Source organism: Streptomyces roseofulvus, assembly GCF_039534915.1.
GTDB lineage: Bacteria > Actinomycetota > Actinomycetes > Streptomycetales > Streptomycetaceae > Streptomyces > Streptomyces roseofulvus.
Map to the genome: position 1 here is coordinate 5,680,146 of NZ_BAAAWE010000001.1, position 18,624 is coordinate 5,698,769.

The 18,624-nt window shown below is 72.3% G+C and carries 12 protein-coding genes and 2 pseudogenes; 10 read left to right on the forward strand and 4 right to left on the reverse strand.

Features of this window, described 5'->3' with window-relative positions; translation table 11 throughout:
* Positions 1 to 15: 15 nt before the first annotated feature.
* Positions 16 to 1,149, reverse strand: a complete 1,134-nt coding sequence (locus ABFY03_RS26375; RefSeq protein ID WP_319011789.1) for a PQQ-dependent sugar dehydrogenase — start codon at positions 1,147 to 1,149, stop codon at positions 16 to 18.
* Between the two features lie 132 nt (positions 1,150 to 1,281).
* Positions 1,282 to 2,295 (reverse strand): aldo/keto reductase, encoded by a 1,014-nt coding sequence (locus tag ABFY03_RS26380; protein WP_319011788.1) that lies wholly within the window; start codon positions 2,293 to 2,295, stop codon positions 1,282 to 1,284.
* Positions 2,296 to 2,370: 75 nt separating this feature from the next.
* Here ABFY03_RS26380 and ABFY03_RS26385 point away from each other — a divergent pair, with 75 nt between their 5' ends.
* The 6 genes and pseudogenes from ABFY03_RS26385 (at position 2,371) to serA (ending at position 12,419) form a co-directional block, all read left to right on the forward strand.
* Positions 2,371 to 3,333, forward strand: a complete 963-nt coding sequence (locus ABFY03_RS26385) for a 2-hydroxyacid dehydrogenase (RefSeq protein ID WP_346170981.1) — start codon at positions 2,371 to 2,373, stop codon at positions 3,331 to 3,333.
* Positions 3,334 to 4,007: 674 nt separating this feature from the next.
* Positions 4,008 to 6,831 (forward strand): annotated as a pseudogene (locus tag ABFY03_RS26390) (putative bifunctional diguanylate cyclase/phosphodiesterase).
* Positions 6,832 to 7,058: 227 nt separating this feature from the next.
* Complete coding sequence (locus ABFY03_RS26395) at positions 7,059 to 8,912, forward strand: acetolactate synthase large subunit (protein WP_319011786.1); 1,854 nt, start codon at positions 7,059 to 7,061, stop codon at positions 8,910 to 8,912.
* Positions 8,913 to 8,947: 35 nt separating this feature from the next.
* Positions 8,948 to 9,472 (forward strand): acetolactate synthase small subunit, encoded by a 525-nt coding sequence (gene ilvN, locus ABFY03_RS26400; RefSeq protein ID WP_031010337.1) that lies wholly within the window; start codon positions 8,948 to 8,950, stop codon positions 9,470 to 9,472.
* A 119-nt stretch (positions 9,473 to 9,591) separates the two neighbouring features.
* A complete protein-coding gene (gene ilvC, locus ABFY03_RS26405; RefSeq protein ID WP_043219930.1) occupies positions 9,592 to 10,593 on the forward strand; it encodes a ketol-acid reductoisomerase in 1,002 nt (333 codons plus the stop codon).
* A 236-nt stretch (positions 10,594 to 10,829) separates the two neighbouring features.
* Positions 10,830 to 12,419, forward strand: a complete 1,590-nt coding sequence (gene serA, locus ABFY03_RS26410) for a phosphoglycerate dehydrogenase (RefSeq protein ID WP_319011785.1) — start codon at positions 10,830 to 10,832, stop codon at positions 12,417 to 12,419.
* A 73-nt stretch (positions 12,420 to 12,492) separates the two neighbouring features.
* Here serA and ABFY03_RS26415 read toward each other — a convergent pair whose 3' ends face one another.
* The gene (locus ABFY03_RS26415; RefSeq protein ID WP_346170982.1) at positions 12,493 to 13,827 is read right to left on the reverse strand and encodes a helix-turn-helix domain-containing protein; all 1,335 of its coding nucleotides are present in this window, start codon (positions 13,825 to 13,827) and stop codon (positions 12,493 to 12,495) included.
* 194 nt (positions 13,828 to 14,021) lie between these two features.
* On the opposite strand from ABFY03_RS26415, the gene ABFY03_RS26420 reads away from it, so the two are divergent.
* Together ABFY03_RS26420 and pruA are read left to right on the forward strand one after the other, a co-directional pair.
* Positions 14,022 to 14,948 carry a proline dehydrogenase family protein gene (locus ABFY03_RS26420; RefSeq protein ID WP_319011783.1) on the forward strand — a complete coding sequence of 309 codons (927 nt, stop codon included), beginning with the start codon at positions 14,022 to 14,024 and terminating at the stop codon, positions 14,946 to 14,948.
* A gap of 36 nt (positions 14,949 to 14,984) precedes the next feature.
* Complete coding sequence (pruA, locus tag ABFY03_RS26425) at positions 14,985 to 16,616, forward strand: L-glutamate gamma-semialdehyde dehydrogenase (RefSeq protein WP_319011782.1); 1,632 nt, start codon at positions 14,985 to 14,987, stop codon at positions 16,614 to 16,616.
* Between the two features lie 77 nt (positions 16,617 to 16,693).
* Here pruA and ABFY03_RS26430 read toward each other — a convergent pair.
* Positions 16,694 to 17,062, reverse strand: a pseudogene (locus tag ABFY03_RS26430) (alpha/beta fold hydrolase); the annotation flags it as partial.
* Positions 17,063 to 17,322: 260 nt separating this feature from the next.
* On the opposite strand from ABFY03_RS26430, the gene ABFY03_RS26435 reads away from it, so the two are divergent.
* Entirely contained in the window at positions 17,323 to 17,454 is a 132-nt protein-coding gene (locus ABFY03_RS26435) for a hypothetical protein (RefSeq protein ID WP_319011780.1), read from the forward strand.
* A 79-nt stretch (positions 17,455 to 17,533) separates the two neighbouring features.
* Positions 17,534 to 18,574: a 3-isopropylmalate dehydrogenase gene (locus ABFY03_RS26440; RefSeq protein ID WP_319011779.1), complete on the forward strand. Its 1,041-nt coding sequence runs from the start codon at positions 17,534 to 17,536 to the stop codon at positions 18,572 to 18,574.
* Positions 18,575 to 18,624 lie beyond the last annotated feature (50 nt).

Genomic DNA, 18,624 nt, shown 5'->3' on the forward strand with positions numbered 1-18,624 from the left:
GCCGGGCCGGGGCCGTCATCTCACGTCGAGCCGCAGGATCCGGTCGTCCCCGGCCTCCGGCGTGCCCCGGGTGTCGGTCTCGCTCGTCACCAGCCACAGCCGCCCGTCCCCGCCCGCGAGGACCGTCCGCAGCCGCCCGTACTCCCCGGTCAGGAACGCCTCCGGCTCCCCGGACCGCTCCGCCCCCGACAAGGGGATCCGCCACAGCCGCTCGCCCCGCAGGCCCGCCATCCACACCGCGCCCCGGGCGAACGCGATCCCGCTCGGCGACGCCTCCGAGGTCGGCCACTGCGCCACCGGGTCCACGAACCGCGCCTCGCCCGCCCGGCCCTCCACGTCCGGCCAGCCGTAGTTCCGCCCCGGCGCGACCAGGTTCAGCTCGTCCCAGGTGTTCTGCCCGAACTCTGCCGCCCACAGCCGCCCTTCGGCGTCCCAGGCGATCCCCTGCACATTGCGGTGCCCGTACGAATAGACCACCGAGTCCGGGAACGGATTGCCCGGCGCCGGCTTCCCCTCCGGCGTCATGCGGAGGATCTTCCCGCCCAGCGACTCCCGGTCCTGGGCCAGTCCCGTCTGCCCGGTCTCGCCGGTCCCCGCGTACAGCATCCCGTCCGGCCCGAAGGCGATCCGCCCGCCGTTGTGCACCACGCCCTTGGGGATGCCGGTGAGCACCGGCTCCGGCGCCCCCAGCCGGTCGCCCGCCGCGCCGCCGTACCGCATCCGCACGATCCGGTTGTCCGACTCGGCGGTCAGATACGCGTACACCCATCCGTCGCGCACGGCCAGGCCCATCAGCCCGCCCTCGCCGCCCGGCACCACCCCCGGCACCTCGCCCAGCGAGGTCTTCGCACCGCTCCGCCCGTCCACCCGGGTGACGGTCCGCTCGTCCCGCGACGAGACCAGCAGATCGCCGCCCCGCAGCGCGGCGAGCCCCCAGGGCGACCGCAGCCCCTCCGTGAGCGTCCCCGCCACCGTCACCCGGCCGTCCCCGGCCGGACGCGCCGAAGACGGCGCCGCAGCGGACGTGGGGGCCGACGAGACGGGCGGCGAGGTGCCCCGTACACCGGTGTCGGCGCCCGAGGAGCAGCCCACCGCGAACACCAGCGCGGCGGCACCCCCCAGGGCCCTCAGCACAGCAGGACGGCTCATGATCGGTCCCTTCGACGGTACGAGCGTTCGAGCGGCATCCCTTCTCCTCTTGATACACCGCTCGCGTCGATCACGTTCCCGGCTCCCGCCCGCTTTCCCGGAATCCCTCCGGACATCCGGCCGAGCCGCAGGTCAGGACCGCGGATACTCCCAGGACTCGCGCGCCGCGGGCAGCGCCGCGAGCTCCGCCAGATCGCCGTCGGTGAGCCGCAGCCCCGCCGCCCCGGCGTTCTCCACCGCCCACCGCTCCCGCTTCGTCCCCGGCACCGGCACCACGTGCCGCCCCTGCGCCAGCACCCACGCCAGCGCCACCTGCGCCGCGGTCACCCCGTCGCCGTGCCGCGCCGCCACCCGCCGCAGCCCGGCCACCAGCGGCTGGTTCGCCGCCATCATCTCGGCCGTGAACCTCGGGTGCCGGGCCCGCGGGTCGTCCGGCTCGAAACCGCCGCCCGGCGTCAGCGTCCCGGTCAGGAAACCGCTGCCCAGCGGCATCGCGGCGAGCAACCCGATCCCGCGCGCCCCGCACCAGGGCAGCAGCCGCGCCAGGGCCTCCGGCGCCCACACCGACAGCTCGGCCTGGACCGCCGCCACCGGGAACACCTGCTGCACCCGGGCCAGCTGACGGATCGTTCCCTCGTACAGGTCGGCGGTCGGCGAACGCCGGGTCCGCCGCACCCCGACCGCGCTCAGCCCGAGCGCCCGCACCTTGCCCGCGGCGACCAGGCCCGCCATCGCCCCCCAGGTCTCCTCCACCGGCACCTCAGGGTCCGCCCGGTGCAGCAGGTACAGGTCGAGGACGTCCGTCTGGAGGCGCCGCAGCGAGGCGTCGCAGGCCCGGCGCACGTACTCGGGCCGCCCGTTGGCGACCACGTGCCCGTCGCCGACGAGCAGCCCGCACTTCGTCGACACGAAGACGTCCGCCCGGCGCTCCTTCAGCACCCGCCCCAGCAGCAGTTCGTTGGTGAACGGCCCGTACATGTCGGCCGTGTCCAGCAGGCTCACCCCGGCGTCCAGCGCCGCGTGCACGGCCCGCAGCGAGCGGTCGCCCCGCTGCTCCGACCGCCCGTAGGCCCAGTTCATCGGCATGCAGCCGAGGCCGACCGCCCCAACGTCGAGCGCCGTCGCCCCGATAGTCCTGCGCTCCACGTGCCGCTACCCCTCCCTGTGCCGCCCCCCAAAGTAACCAATGGCGTGCGGGATTCTTCGCATAGCCTCCCGGTCATGACACTCGCACCCACCGCCGCCGACGTGTGGCTTCCGATCCCCGCCGACGAGATCGACGGGCTGCCCGACCCGGGCGCGTCGGGGCTGAACTACCGCTTCTGGGACGGTGAACCCGACTTCCCGGCCGACCCGGCCGACTGCGCCTTCTACGTCGTCCCGTACATGAAGGGCTCGGCGGTCGCGGTCCGGCCGCTCGCCGCGATGACCTCGCTGCGCGTCGTCCAGACCCTCTCCGCGGGCATCGACCACGTCGTCCCCGGGCTCGGCTCGCTCGGCCCAGGCGTGTCGGTCTGCAACGCCAGGGGAGTGCACGAGGCCAGCACCGCCGAACTCACCCTCGCCCTGATCCTCGCCTCCCTGCGCGGCATCCCGCGCTTCGTCCGGGGCCAGGACGCCGAGGAGTGGCGGGACGGCTTCTACCCGGCGCTCGCCGACAAGTCCGTCCTGATCGTCGGCTACGGATCGATCGGCTCGGCGATCGAGGACCGGCTCGCGCCCTTCGAATGCGCGCGGGTCGCGCGCGTCGCGCGCTCGGCGCGCACCACGGCCCGCGGCCCCGTGCACGCCCTCGCCGACCTGCCCGCCCTGCTGCCCGAGGCCGACGTGGTGGTGCTCTCCACCCCGCTCACCCCGGAGACCCGGCACCTCGCCGACGCGGGCTTCCTCGCCCGGATGAAGGACGGCGCGCTGCTCGTCAACGTCGCCCGCGGGCCGGTCGTCGACACGAACGCCCTGCTCAAGGAGGTGGAGAGCGGGCGGATCACGGCGGCCCTGGACGTGACCGACCCGGAACCGCTGCCGGCCGGGCATCCGCTGTGGCACGCTCCGGGTGTCCTGGTCACCCCCCATGTCGGCGGTTCCACCTCGGCGTTCATGCCGAGGGCGAAGCGGCTGATCGCGGCGCAGGTCGGCCGGTTCGCGGCAGGGGAGGAGCTCGCGAACGTCCTCCGCACCACCTGAGGCCGTCCGGCGGCGCGCGCCCCCTCGCGCGCCGCACGCGACCCCCGTGGCGGTCACGGAGAGTACTCCGCCCCTGTCCCTGAGTGACGGTCCTGGTGTATCGTCCCGGATCGGGGGACTGCGTCGTGTACGCGCTGACGCTGGGGAGCGAAGTGACGGGCCATCAGAATCCGAGGGGGGTGACGGGTGAAGCGCGACCGGAGGACCGACGGTCCCGCGCGGCGACGCCGCCTGCCGACCTCCCGCGCCTCGTTGCCGGTCTCGCGCGTTCGGTGCCGGACCAGGCGGCGCCCCACCGCGCGGAACGCCTGGACGGCGCGCCGCCGCACGCCGAGACCGCGGGGCTGTCCCGCGTCCCGGACCCCTGCCCCGACCGCGGCACCGAGGCGTCACGGCCGGCCGACGCCGTCCCGTCCCGCGAGCGGACCGCACCGGACCCGGCCACACCCGCCCGGGCCCGTCTGCGCGCCTCCGTCCCGGAGCCGTACTCCCGCGCCCCCCGCCCGCGCGGGGCGGCCGACGGTGCCGTGCGCGACCTCCCGGCCCCGCACGCCTTCGGCGGGACGGACGGGGAGGCGGGCGGCTTCGGACACGACGAGGGGCGGGAGGACGCGGTGACCGGCACCGGCGCGACCGCCGTGCTGCGGCGCGGGCCCGCCCCCGCCGCCCCCGGCCTGCCCGGACCCGAGCGGACCGCGCCCGCACCGGAGCGGCCGCCCTCCTGGGCCGGCTCGCTCCTCGCTCAGATCGCCCTCGGCCTGGTCTGCGCCGGCTACACCACCGGCGCCGCCCTCGGCTGGGGAACCCCCCGACTCGCCCTGTTCATGGGCGACTTCGGGCTGAGCGCGGCGGCCTTCACCGCTGCCGTCTCCTGCTTCCTCTACGCCAGGACCGAGCGCGGCGGCACCCGCCCCGCCTGGCTCCTCTTCGCCTTCTCGTCCTTCATGGCCGGCGCCGGCAACGCCGTCTGGGGCTGGTACGAGGTCGTGCGCGGACAGCAGGTCCCCGAGTCCTCCGTCGCCGACCTGTTCTTCTTACTCTTCGCCCCGCCCGCCATCGTCGGACTCCTCGTCCTGGCCAAGAAGCCCGTCACCCGGGCCGGCTGGGTCTGCCTCGGGCTCGACGCCTGGCTCATCGCCGGATCCCTGCTGACCCTCTCCTGGAGCCTCGCCCTCGCCCACACCGCCCACTTCCAGGGCGAGTCCGTGGCCCAGGCCGCGCTGTCGCTGGCGTACCCGCTCCTCGACATCGTGCTCGTCAGCATGGTCCTCGCGCTCCACTTCCGGCGGTCCCCCGGGAACCGCTCGGCGGTCAACACCGCGATCGCCGCCCTGGCCCTCACCGTGCTCTGCGACGCCCTCTTCACCTCGCCGCTGCTGCGCGCCAACTACGTCTCCGGCCAGCTGCTCGACGCCGGCTGGTTCGCCGGCTCGCTGCTGCTCGCCTACGCGCCCTGGGGCGTCCGCCGGCCGCCGGAACCCTCCGCCGTCCGCGGCCCCGGGGTGCCCAGCAGGCCCATCGCCGGGTCGCTCGCCGCCCTCACCCCGTACCTCGCCGCCGCGGTCTGCACCCTCGGCATCCTGTACAACGTGGTCGAGGGCCGCCGGATCGACCGGGTCGTCGTCCTCACCGGCTGCGCCGTCGTCCTCGCCCTCGTCGTGCGCCAGGGCATCATGCTGATCGACAACATCGCCCTCACCCACGAACTGGCCCAGAAGGAGAACCACTTCAGGTCGCTCGTGCAGGGCTCCAGCGACGTCATCATGATCGCCGCGCCCAGCGGCGTGCTGCGGTACGTCAGCCCCGCCGCCAGCGGGGTCTACGGGCGCGACGCCGAGGAGCTGATCGGCACCGAACTGGCCGCGCTCATCCACCCCGAGGACCTCGGCGCCGTCGTCCACGAGGTGCGCCGCTTCCTCGCCGCCTCGCCCGCCGAGGAGCCCACCACCCGGATCGAGTGCCGCTTCCGCTCCGGCAGCGGGGACTGGCTCAACGTCGAGTCCACCGTCAACCGGCACCAGGGCGGCCTGATCTTCAACAGCCGCGACGTCACCGAACGGGTGCGGCTCCAGGCCCAGTTGCAGCACAACGCCGAGCACGACCCGCTCACCGACCTGCCCAACCGCGCGCTCTTCACCCGCCGCGTCGGGCAGGCCCTCGGCGGCCGCCGCTCCTCCGACCCCGGCACCGCCGTGCTCTTCATCGACCTCGACGGCTTCAAGGCGGTCAACGACCGGCTCGGCCACCAGGCAGGCGACGACCTGCTGATCCAGGCCGCCCGCCGCCTCCAGGAGGCCGTACGGGCCGGCGACACCGCCGCCCGGCTCGGCGGCGACGAGTTCGCCGCCCTCATCCTCGGCGACGGCCTGCGCGACCGGACCGCCCGCGAGACCCAGGTCCAGGAGATCGCCGACCGGCTGCGGCTCACCCTCTCCCGCCCCTACCGCGTCGACGGGGGCACCGAGGTCCGGGTCGCCGCCTCCATCGGCGTCGCCTTCGCCGAGCCCGGCATCGGCGCCGGCGACCTGCTGCGCAACGCGGACCTCGCCATGTACCGGGCCAAGGCGGGCGGCAAGGACCGGGTCGAGCTGTACGTGCCCCAGATGCAGGCCGAGGTCGTCCGGCGCACCGAACTCGCCGCCCGGCTGCGCAGCGCGCTCCACGACGGCGAGTTCGCCCTGCTCCACCAGCCCGTCGTGGACCTTGCCACCGGGCGGATCTCCGGCGTCAGCGCGCAGGCCCGCTGGCGCTCCGCCCAGGGCATCCTCTTCACCCCCGCGGAGTACCTGCGGGTCACCGACGACGGCGAGCGCACCGCCGAGCTGGGCCGCTGGCTCCTGGAGGAGGCCGTCGAGCAGGCCGCCGAGCGGGCCGGCAGCGGCCACCGCACCCCGGTGACCGTCCGGCTGGCCGCCCGCCGCCTCCTGGACCGCTCGGTCCCGCTCGGTTCCGTCGAGGCCCTGCTGGCCCGGCACGGGCTGCCCTCCGGCTCGCTCGTCATCGAGCTGGCCGACACCGACCACCGGATCCCCCTCGACGAGCTGGAGCAGCGGCTGGTCTCGCTGCGCCGGCTCGGGGTGCGGATCGCCCTCGACGGATTCGGCAGCGGACACGTCGCCGTCCACGCCCTCCGGCGCCTGCCGGTCGACATACTGAAACTGGACAGAGGTCTCGTCGAAGGCGTGGTCGAATCCGCCCGGCTCCGCAAGATCACCAGCGGCGTGCTGCGCATCGCCGGGGAGCTGGGCATGCAGACCCTCGCCGAGGGCGTCGACGTCCCCGAGCAGGTGCTGGCCCTGCGCGCCATGGGCTGCCGGCACGCGCAGGGGATGGCCTTCTCGGGGCCGCTCGACGAGTACCGGCTCCGCCGCGCCCTCGTCCGGGGCGACTATCCGCTGCCCGGAGCCGTCTCCGTACCGGCCGGGAGCGGCCCGGAGCCGCGGCGGAAACCGTCCCCCGATCCGCTCACATGATGAGACGCGTGTCCCACCCACTTGACAGTGGCGAGGCCCGAGAGGGAGGGTCAGTGCCATGCGCACCCGAATTCTCGTACTTGGACAGCGCGTCGGCTGAGGCCGGGCCCCTTCAGGCCCGCTGAGAACCACCCGACGCGCTCCCCTCGCTTGCCTTCCGGCACGAGGGGTTTTTTGTTGCACTGGTTCTCCCGGAAGTCGACGCAAAACCCCGTAAAACACCTCGCAAAAAACCCTCTGCTTCGAGAAGAGATGCTGATGACCGAGCAGGCCACCGGGCACCATCCGCAGCCGCGGCCCCGCAGCGGCGCGACGCCCGCCCCCACCGTCGAGCACGTCACGGGTGCGCAGTCCCTCATCCGTTCTCTCGAAGAGGTGGGCGCGGACACCGTCTTCGGCATTCCGGGCGGTGCGATCCTCCCGGCGTACGACCCGATGATGGACTCCAAGAAGGTCCGGCACGTCCTGGTCCGCCACGAGCAGGGCGCCGGCCACGCGGCCACCGGCTACGCCCAGGCCACCGGCAAGGTCGGCGTCTGCATGGCGACCTCCGGCCCCGGCGCGACCAACCTGGTCACCCCGATCGCCGACGCCCACATGGACTCCGTCCCGATGGTCGCGATCACCGGCCAGGTCGCCTCGAAGGCGATCGGCACCGACGCCTTCCAGGAGGCGGACATCTGCGGCATCACCATGCCGATCACCAAGCACAACTTCCTGGTCACCAAGGCCGAGGACATCCCGCGGACGATCGCCGAGGCCTTCCACATCGCCTCCACCGGCCGCCCCGGCCCGGTCCTGGTCGACATCGCCAAGGACGCCCTCCAGGCGAAGACCACCTTCTCCTGGCCGCCGCAGACCGAGCTGCCCGGCTACCGCCCGGTCACCAAGCCGCACGCCAAGCAGATCCGCGAGGCCGCGAAGCTGATCACCGGCGCCCGGCGCCCGGTCCTGTACGTCGGCGGCGGTGTCATCAAGTCGGGCGCCACGGCCGAGCTGAAGGTCCTCGCCGAGCTGACCGGCGCCCCGGTCACCACCACCCTGATGGCCCTCGGCGCCTTCCCCGACAGCCACCCGCTGCACGTCGGCATGCCCGGCATGCACGGCGCCGTCACCGCCGTCACCGCGCTCCAGAAGGCCGACCTGATCGTCGCCCTCGGCGCCCGCTTCGACGACCGCGTCACCGGCAAGCTGGACAGCTTCGCCCCGTACGCCAAGATCGTGCACGCCGACATCGACCCGGCCGAGATTGGCAAGAACCGCGCCGCCGACGTCCCGATCGTCGGTGACGCCCGCGAGGTCATCGCCGACCTGGTCCAGGCCGTCCAGGCCGAGCACAGCGAGGGCAACCAGGGTGACTACTCCGCCTGGTGGTCGGACCTGAACCGCTGGCGCGAGACCTACCCGCTCGGCTACGACCTGCCGGAGGACGGCAGCCTCTCGCCGCAGCAGGTCATCCAGCGCATCGGCCAGCTCGCCCCCGAGGGCACGATCTTCGCGGCCGGCGTCGGCCAGCACCAGATGTGGGCCGCCCACTTCATCGACTACGAGAAGCCCGCCACCTGGCTGAACTCCGGCGGCGCCGGGACCATGGGCTACGCCGTCCCGGCCGCCATGGGCGCCAAGGCCGGCATGCCCGACCGCACCGTCTGGGCGATCGACGGCGACGGCTGCTTCCAGATGACAAATCAGGAGCTCACCACCTGCGCCCTGAACAACATCCCGATCAAGGTCGCCATCATCAACAACGGCGCCCTCGGGATGGTCCGCCAGTGGCAGACCCTCTTCTACAACCAGCGCTACTCCAACACGGTCCTGCACTCCGGCCCGGACGACGTCAACCCGGAGGCCAAGGGCACCCGCGTTCCGGACTTCGTGAAGCTGTCCGAGGCCATGGGCTGCGTCGCCCTGCGCTGCGAGGACCCGGCCGACCTCGACAAGGTCATCGCCGAGGCCAACGCCATCAACGACCGGCCCGTCGTCATCGACTTCATCGTCCACGAGGACGCCCAGGTCTGGCCGATGGTCGCCGCCGGCACCTCCAACGACGAGGTCATGGCCGCCCGGGGCGTCCGCCCCGACTTCGGCGACGGCGAAGACGACTGAGCAGCGACGAGCCACAGGGAAGAGACCCACACACCATGTCCAAGCACACGCTCTCCGTCCTGGTCGAGAACACGCCCGGCATCCTGGCCCGGATCGCCGCCCTGTTCTCCCGCCGCGGCTTCAACATCGACTCCCTCGCCGTCGGCGTCACCGAGCACCCCGACATCAGCCGCATCACCATCGTGGTCAACGTCGAGGACCTGCCCCTGGAGCAGGTGACCAAGCAGCTCAACAAGCTGGTCAACGTCCTGAAGATCGTCGAACTCGAGCCCAGCGCCGCGATCCAGCGCGAGCTCGTCCTGGTGAAGGTCCGCGCCGACAACGAGACCCGCTCCCAGATCGTCGAGATCGTCAAGCTCTTCCGCGCCAAGACCGTCGACGTCTCGCCCGAGGCCGTCACCATCGAGGCCACCGGTTCGAGCGACAAGCTGGACGCCATGCTCAAGATGCTGGAGCAGTTCGGCATCAAGGAGCTCGTCCAGTCGGGCACCATCGCCATAGGGCGTGGCGCCCGGTCCATCACCGACCGGTCCCTGCGGGCACTCGACCGCAGCGCCTGAGCGTCACCGGACGTCAACCGCCGGTCCGCCCGGCGGTCCGACTGACGAGACCAGAGAACTTCCCTTCCGCTCCCCGCCGTACGGTGGGACGCAACACCAGCACCTCAAGGAGATTTCCAGTGGCCGAGCTGTTCTACGACGCCGATGCCGACCTCTCGATCATCCAGGGCCGCAAGGTCGCGGTGATCGGTTACGGCAGCCAGGGCCACGCCCACGCGCTGTCGCTGCGCGACTCGGGTGTCGACGTCCGCGTCGGTCTGCACGAGGGCTCCAAGTCCAAGGCCAAGGCCGAGGAGCAGGGCCTGCGCGTGGTCACCCCCGCCGAGGCGGCGGCCGAGGCCGACCTCATCATGATCCTGATCCCGGACCCGATCCAGGCCAAGGTCTACGAGGAGTCGATCGCCCCGAACCTGAAGGACGGCGACGCGCTGTTCTTCGCCCACGGCTTCAACGTCCGCTTCGGCTTCATCAAGCCCCCGGCCGGCGTCGACGTCGCCCTGGTCGCCCCGAAGGGCCCGGGCCACCTGGTCCGCCGCCAGTACGAGGAGGGCCGCGGCGTCCCCGCGATCGCCGCCGTCGAGCAGGACGCCACCGGCAACGCCTTCGCCCTGGCCCTGTCGTACGCCAAGGCGATCGGCGGCACCCGCGCCGGCGTCATCAAGACCACCTTCACCGAGGAGACCGAGACCGACCTCTTCGGCGAGCAGGCCGTCCTCTGCGGTGGAGCGTCCGCACTCGTCAAGGCGGGCTTCGAGACCCTGGTCGAGGCCGGCTACCAGCCGGAGATCGCGTACTTCGAGTGCCTCCACGAGCTGAAGCTCATCGTCGACCTCATGTACGAGGGCGGCCTGGAGAAGATGCGCTGGTCCGTCTCCGAGACCGCCGAGTGGGGCGACTACATCACCGGCCCGCGCGTCATCACCGCCGACACCAAGGCCGAGATGAAGAAGGTCCTCACCGAGATCCAGGACGGCACCTTCGCCAAGAACTGGATGGACGAGTACCACGGCGGTCTGAAGAAGTACAACGAGTACAAGACCCAGGACGAGAAGCACCTCCTGGAGACCACCGGCAAGGAGCTGCGCAAGCTCATGAGCTGGGTGAACGACGAGGAGGCGTAAGCCTCTCGGCACGGGGCCGGACACCTTGTCCGGCCCCGCGCCGCATCCTTGGACACCCCGTCCAACCACGGACGGGTGATCCTTCCAACGAGGCGCACGACGTGTGCCGATGCGGCACTACACTGCTCAACAACATCGCGTCTGGCCCACAGCGTCGTGCGCTTTCACGCGGCAAGCCCCCTCCACCGCCTGCGGCCGTCGGGACGGCCGTCCGCACTGCCTCTGTGAGGACTCACGTGAGCTCGAAACCTGTCGTACTCATCGCTGAAGAGCTGTCGCCCGCCACCGTCGACGCCCTGGGCCCTGACTTCGAGATCCGGCACTGCGACGGCGCCGACCGCGCCGCGCTGCTCCCCGCGATCGCCGACGTCGACGCCATCCTCGTCCGCTCGGCCACCAAGGTCGACGCGGAGGCCATCGCCGCCGCCAGGAAGCTGCGGGTCGTCGCCCGCGCCGGCGTCGGCCTGGACAACGTGGACGTCTCCGCCGCCACCAAGGCCGGCGTGATGGTCGTGAACGCCCCGACCTCCAACATCGTCACCGCCGCCGAGCTCGCCTGCGGTCTGCTCGTCGCCACCGCGCGCAACATCCCGCAGGCCAACACCGCGCTGAAGAACGGCGAGTGGAAGCGCTCCAAGTACACCGGCGTCGAGCTCAGCGAGAAGACCCTCGGCGTCGTCGGCCTCGGCCGCATCGGCGTCCTGGTCGCGCAGCGCATGTCCGCCTTCGGCATGAAGATCGTCGCGTACGACCCCTACGTGCAGCCGGCCCGCGCCGCCCAGATGGGGGTGAAACTGCTGGCCCTGGACGAGCTCCTGGAGGTCGCCGACTTCATCACCGTCCACCTGCCGAAGACCCCCGAGACCGTCGGTCTCATCGGTGACGAGGCGCTGCACAAGGTCAAGCCGAGCGTCCGCATCGTCAACGCCGCCCGCGGCGGCATCGTCGACGAGGCCGCGCTGTACTCGGCCATCAAGGAGGGCCGGGTCGCCGGCGCCGGCCTCGACGTGTACGCGAAGGAGCCCTGCACGGACTCCCCGCTCTTCGAGCTGGACCAGGTCGTCTGCACCCCGCACCTCGGCGCCTCCACCGACGAGGCCCAGGAGAAGGCCGGCATCGCCGTCGCCAAGTCGGTGCGCCTCGCGCTCGCCGGCGAGCTGGTGCCGGACGCGGTCAACGTCCAGGGCGGCGTCATCGCCGAGGACGTGAAGCCGGGTCTGCCGCTCGCCGAGAAGCTCGGCCGCATCTTCACCGCCCTCGCGGGCGAGGTCGCGGCCCGCCTCGACGTCGAGGTGTACGGCGAGATCACCCAGCACGACGTCAAGGTGCTCGAACTCTCCGCGCTCAAGGGCGTGTTCGAGGACGTGGTCGACGAGACCGTGTCGTACGTGAACGCGCCGCTCTTCGCGCAGGAGCGCGGTGTCGAGGTCCGCCTCACCACCAGCTCCGAGTCGCCCGACCACCGCAACATGGTCACCGTGCGCGGCACGCTCTCCAGCGGCGAGGAGGTCGCCGTCTCCGGCACCCTGGCCGGCCCCAAGCACCTCCAGAAGATCGTCGCCGTCGGCGACTACGACGTGGACCTCGCGCTCGCCGACCACATGGTGGTGCTGCGCTACGAGGACCGTCCCGGTGTCGTCGGCACCGTCGGCCGGATCCTCGGCGAGGCCGGTCTGAACATCGCGGGCATGCAGGTCTCCCGTACGGAGGAGGGCGGCGAGGCGCTCGTCGTGCTCACCGTCGACGACACCGTCCCCGCGGCCGTCATCGCGGAGATCGCCACGGAGATCGGCGCCACCTCGGCCCGCTCGGTCAACCTGGTCTGAGCCCTTCCCGAGACCACCCGCACCCGGCCCCCGGACATCCGTCCGGCGGCCGGGTGCGGCGCGTTCCGGGGCCTCAGAGCCGGGCGGTCTTCAGGGCCATGTGCAGCAGCAGGCGGTCCTCGCCGGCGTCCAGGTCGAGGCCGGTGAGCTGCTCGACCCGGGAGAGCCGGTAGTAGAGGGTCTGCCGGTGGATGCCGAGCGCCGCCGCCGCGCGCCCCGCCTGGCCCGCGTGGTCGAGGAACACCTCGGCCGTGCGGGCCAGTTCGGTGTGCGCGGGGGCGAGCAGCGCCCGTACCGCCGGATCCGGTTCGGCCTGCGGGAGGGCGGTGAGCAGCCGGTAGGCGCCGAGCTCCGACCAGTGGGCGAGCGGACCCAGCCGGGGCTGGGCGTGCGCGGCGCGCGCGGCGGCGGTCGCCTCGTGCCAGCAGTGGTCGAGCTCCCCGAGTCCCCGGCGGGGCGCGGCGACCCCGGCGACGGCCGCCGGGCCCGCCGCCGCGCGCAGTCGCTCGGCGGCGGTGGCGGCGGGGGAGAGGTTGTCGGCCGACCGCAGCCGGACCAGCACGGCGAGCGCCCGCCGCGGCCCGGGGCCGGGGGCGTACCCGCCGTCGGACGAGGCCCCGGAGGACGGCCCGGGTCCGGGCGCCGGGTCGCGGGTGGCGCCGGGGCCGCCGGCCGCCGGGCGGGCCCGGCCCCTGCCGGGGCCGTGGGGCCCGCCGCCGGGGGCGGTGTCCGGGTCACCGCCGGCGCGGGCGGGGCCCGCGGCGTACGGGCCGGCCGGGCCGAGCCAGGGGAGGGCGCAGACGGCGGCCGCACCGGGGACCGTACGCGGGGAGGGGGAGTCCTCGCCGGTCCAGGGGGCGACGCAGACCAGGGCGTGCAGGCCTTCCGCGTCCGGGCCCAGGGCGGTGCGGAGGGCGGCGACGGCCATGTCGTACTGCCAGCCGCGCTCCGCCGCGAGGACGGCCCGCAGCTCGCGGGAGAGGTCGGCGCCGGCCCGCTCCTCGTCGGCGAGCAGCTCGCCGATCCGGGCGGCGACGTCCATCGCGGCCGTCAGCCGTTCGTGCGAGGGGCCCGGCTCGGCGTCGAGCAGCCAGACGTACCCGAGGACGACACCCCGATGGCGTACCGGGAGGCAGATCCGGTCGCGGTAGACGCCCGCGTCCGGGGCGGCCGGGATGCGGACGGGGCCGGTGGCCCGGGTGATGCCGAAGCCCTCGAACCAGGCGCGGACCGCCGGGGTGGACTTCCGGGTCAGGATCGAGCGGGTGCGGACCGGGTCCATGGCGCTGTCGTCGTCGCTGTCGTGGGCCCCGAAGGCGATCAGCCCGAAATCGCGGTTCTCCAGGGTCGCGGGGGTGCCGAGCAGCGTCGAGATCTCGTCCACCAGCTCCTGGTAATCGCCCTTCACGGGCCCATTCTCGCACCGCCCGCCGCTTGCTTCAGACAGATGTCTGAGGCCGCGCGCACGGATGCGTGACAGCTGTAGATGGCGCAGGATCGGTGCGATCCTTAGGTTTCACGGTGGTTACCCGTGCTGTTCCCGGTTCGTACCCCTGCATCCGGTAATGGCCCTGTTCTTCCTCGCCCCTTTGGAGGTGCCCCGTGCTGGGTCCCGTGATCCTCGCCGCGTCGCGCAGCGACAAGATGCGCCGTCTCGTGTCGGCCGCGCCCGGGACCAAGCAGGTCGTGGCGCGCTTCATCGCCGGCGAGATCGTGGACGACGTCGTCCCGATCGTCCGGGACCTGACCGCCCGCGGCCTGGAGGTCACCCTCGACGTCGTCGGCGAGGACATCACCACCGTCGAGCAGTCCTACGCCGCCCGTGACGCCTACCTGGAACTGATCGGCCGCCTCAAGGAGCTGGGCCTCGGCGAGCGCGCCGAGATGTCCGTGAAGCTGTCGATGTTCGGCCAGTCGCTGGAGGACGGCCACGAGCTGGCCCTCTCCAACGTGCGCCCGGTCGTCGTCGCCGCCGCGGAGATCGGCACCACGGTCACCCTGGACGCCGAGGACCACACCACCCTCGACTCGATGTTCGCCATCCACGAGGAGCTGCGGAAGGACTTCCCGCAGACCGGCTGCGTCATCCAGGCGTACCTCTTCCGCACCGAGGAGGACGCCCGCCGCCTCGCCGCCAACGGCTCCCGCGTCCGGATCGTGAAGGGCGCCTACAAGGAGCCCGCCTCCGTCGCCCTCCAGGACAAGGCCGAGATCGACAAGGCGTACGTCCGGATCATGAAGATCCTGATGGACGGCGAGGGCTACCCGATGATCGGCTCGCACGACCCGCGGCTGATCGCCATCGGCCAGGAGCTGGCCCGCCGCGCCGGCCGCAAGCTGGACGAGTACGAGTTCCAGATGCTGTACGGCATCCGCTCCGAGGAGCAGAACCGCCTCGCCGCCGAGGGCCACCGGATGCGCGTCTACACGGCCTACGGAACCGACTGGTACGGCTACTTCATGCGCCGCCTCGCGGAGAAGCCGGCCAACCTGCTCTTCTTCGTCCGCTCCATCCTGACCAAGGGCTGAGCCCACCTACCCCTCTTTGAAGGAGTCAAGAGCCTCATGGACGCTGTGACCCAGGTCCCCGCTCCCGTCAACGAGCCGGTGCACGGCTACGCCCCCGGTTCGCCCGAGCGCGCCCGTCTGGAGGCCAAGCTCAAGGAGCTGGCCGACAACCCGCGCGAGCTGCCGATGACCATCGGCGGCGTGAAGCGCATGGGCGGCGGCGACGCGTTCGACGTCGTCCAGCCGCACAACCACAAGTCCGTCATCGGCACCTTCCGCGCCGCCACCCAGCAGGACGCCCAGGACGCCATCGACGCCGCCCTGGCCGCCGCCCCGGCCTGGCGCGCGATGTCCTTCGACGACCGCGCCGCGATCATCCTGCGCGCCGCCGAGCTGCTGGCCGGCCCGTGGCGCGAGACGCTGGCCGCGTCGACCATGCTCGGCCAGTCGAAGACCGCCCAGCAGGCCGAGATCGACACCCCGTGCGAGCTCGTCGACTTCTGGCGCTTCAACGTGGCGTACGCCCGCCAGATCCTGGCCGAGCAGCCGCCGGCGAACTCCCCGGGCGTGTGGAACCGACTGGACCACCGCCCGCTGGAGGGCTTCGTCTACGCGATCACGCCGTTCAACTTCACGGCCATCGCGGGCAACCTGCCCACCGCCCCCGCCCTCATGGGCAACGTGGTGGTCTGGAAGCCGTCCCCGACGCAGACCCACTCCGCCGTGCTCCTCATGGAGCTCCTGGAGGAGGCCGGCCTGCCGAAGGGCGTCATCAACCTGGTGACCGGCGACGGCATCGCCGTCTCCGAGGTGGCCCTGAACCACCGCGACCTGGCCGGCATCCACTTCACCGGCTCGACCAAGACCTTCCAGCACCTGTGGAAGACGGTCGGCACCAACATCGAGAAGTACCGCTCGTACCCGCGGATCGTCGGCGAGACCGGCGGCAAGGACTTCGTCGTCGCCCACCCCAGCGCCGACCGCGCCGTCCTGAAGACCGCGCTGACCCGCGGCTCCTTCGAGTTCCAGGGCCAGAAGTGCTCCGCGTCCTCGCGGGCGTACATCCCGGCCTCCATCTGGAACGACGGCTTCAAGGAGGAGTTCGCGGCCGAGGTCGACGGCATCAAGATGGGTGACGTCACCGACCTGTCGAACTTCATCGGTGCCGTCATCGACGAGCGCTCGTTCGCCAAGAACAAGGCGGCGATCGACCGTGCCTCCTCCGACCCGAGCTGCACGATCGTCGCCGGCGGCACCTACGACGACTCGGAGGGCTACTTCGTCCGTCCGACCGTCATCGAGTGCACCGACCCGGAGAACGAGGTCTTCAAGGCCGAGTACTTCGGCCCGATCCTCGCCGTGTACGTCTACGAGGACGAGAAGTACGACGAGATGCTGGAGCAGATGGAGTCGGTCTCCGACTACGCGCTGACCGGCTCGGTCATCTCCAACGACCGCGCCGCCGCCGCGCACACGATGGAGAAGCTCCGCTTCGCCGCGGGCAACTTCTACATCAACGACAAGTCGACCGGCGCCGTCGTCGGCCAGCAGCCCTTCGGCGGCGGCCGCGCCTCCGGCACCAACGACAAGGCCGGCGCCCCGCAGAACCTGATGCGCTGGACGCTGACCCGCGCCATCAAGGAGACGCTGGTCCCGCCGACCGAGTACGGCTACCCGCACATGGGCTGAGGCCCGTCCGCCGCGTGAGCGGCCCCTGATCACCGCCCCCCTCCCCGGTCCCCCCAGGCCGGGGACGGGGGCGGTCCTCATTCCCCCACCGTGCGGCGCAGGAAGTCGCCGATCAGCTCGGCGACGCGCGGCGTGTGGGTCTCCAGGGCGAAGTGGCCGGTGGGCAGCAGGTGGATCTCGGCGTCGGGGAGGTCGCGGCGGAACGCCTCGGCGCCGGCCGGGACGAAGACCTCGTCGCCCTCGCCCCAGACGGCGAGGAGCGGGACCCGGGAGGTGCGGAACCACTCCTGGAAGGCCGGGTAGAGGGCGAAGTCGGAGCCGTAGTCGGAGATCAGGGCGAGCTGGATCTCGTCCTGCCCCTCGCGGGCCATCAGAGCGGCGTCGTGGTGCCAGGCGTCGGGGACGAGCAGGTCGGGGTACGCGGCGAGGACGCCGGTCTCGTACTGGGTCGTGGCTAGAGGCTGACCGAGCGGAGCCGGCCGTCTCAGATAGTAGGAAGTCCGAGTAATTGTGGAGACAGATGAGGAGGGCTGCCCTAGCTTTGTAGGAGCCGAACGTCTCGCTTCATCAGCGAACGGCGGACGAGAGCGCGACGCCCCTGTGCAGGCAACCCCTGCGGCGGCGCTCCCCGCCCCTTCCGGCGCCTTCGATCACCACTGATCTCCGCACGCCCGGATCACCACTGATCTCAAGGAGTCGATCCCTCATGGCCGCTCAGACCGCCCCCCGCGTCCGCCACTCCGTCAGCCGCCCCAGCGACGAGGCCCGGCAGAACGCCGCCGCAGCCCTCCAGCGCGCCCTCGACCGCCGCGACAACGGCGGCTCCACCGGTCACTGACCGGACCCCGACGGCTGTCCGTTCGTCCACATGGTGGACGATGCGTGTCAGACGATGGGACGAAGAGTAGGGTGCCGCCATGTCTCACAGCATCAATCTCGCAGTCATCCCCGGCGACGGCATCGGCCAGGAGGTCGTGGCCCAGGGCCTCAAGGTCCTCGCCGCCGTGCTTCCGCAGGACGTGAAGCTGGAGACCGAGGAGTACGACTTCGGCGCCCGGCGCTACCACGCCACCGGTGAGACCCTCACCGACGCCGACCTCGACTCGCTCAAGAAGCACGACGCCATCCTGCTCGGCGCGATCGGCGACCCGTCGGTCCCGTCCGGCGTCCTGGAGCGCGGCTTCCTCCTGAAGCTGCGCTTCGCCTTCGACCACCACGTCAACCTGCGCCCCTCGAAGCTGCTCCCCGGTGTCGCGACCCCGCTCGCCGGCCAGCCCGAGATCGACTTCGTCGTGGTCCGCGAGGGCACCGAGGGCCCGTACACCGGCAACGGCGGCACCATCCGCAAGGGAACCCCGCACGAGGTCGCCACCGAGGTGTCCGTCAACACCGCCTTCGGTGTCGAGCGCGTGGTCCGGGACGCCTTCGCCCGCGCCCAGGCCCGCCCGCGCAAGAAGCTGACGCTGGTCCACAAGAACAACGTGCTGACCTTCGCCGGCCACCTCTGGACCGACACCTTCCACAAGGTCGCCCAGGAGTACCCCGAGGTCACCACCGACTACCTGCACGTCGACGCCGCCACGATCTTCCTGGTCACCGACCCGGCCCGCTTCGACGTCATCGTCACCGACAACCTCTTCGGCGACATCATCACCGACCTCGCCGCGGCCGTCTCCGGCGGCATCGGCGTCGCCGCCTCGGGCAACATCAACCCGAGCCGCGAGTTCCCGTCCATGTTCGAGCCGGTGCACGGCTCCGCGCCGGACATCGCGGGCCAGGGCAAGGCCGACCCCACGGCCACCGTCCTCTCCGTCGCCCTCCTGCTGCGCCACCTCGGCTACGAGGCCGAGGCCGCCCGGGTCGAGAAGGCCGTCGAGGCCGACCTCACCGAGCGGGGCGCCACCGTCCGCACGACGGACGAGATCGGCGACGCGCTCGCCGCGCGAGTAGCGAGCTGACCCGCGCGCCCCACTGACACCACAGAGCAGCCGCCGGGTCGTACCGACAC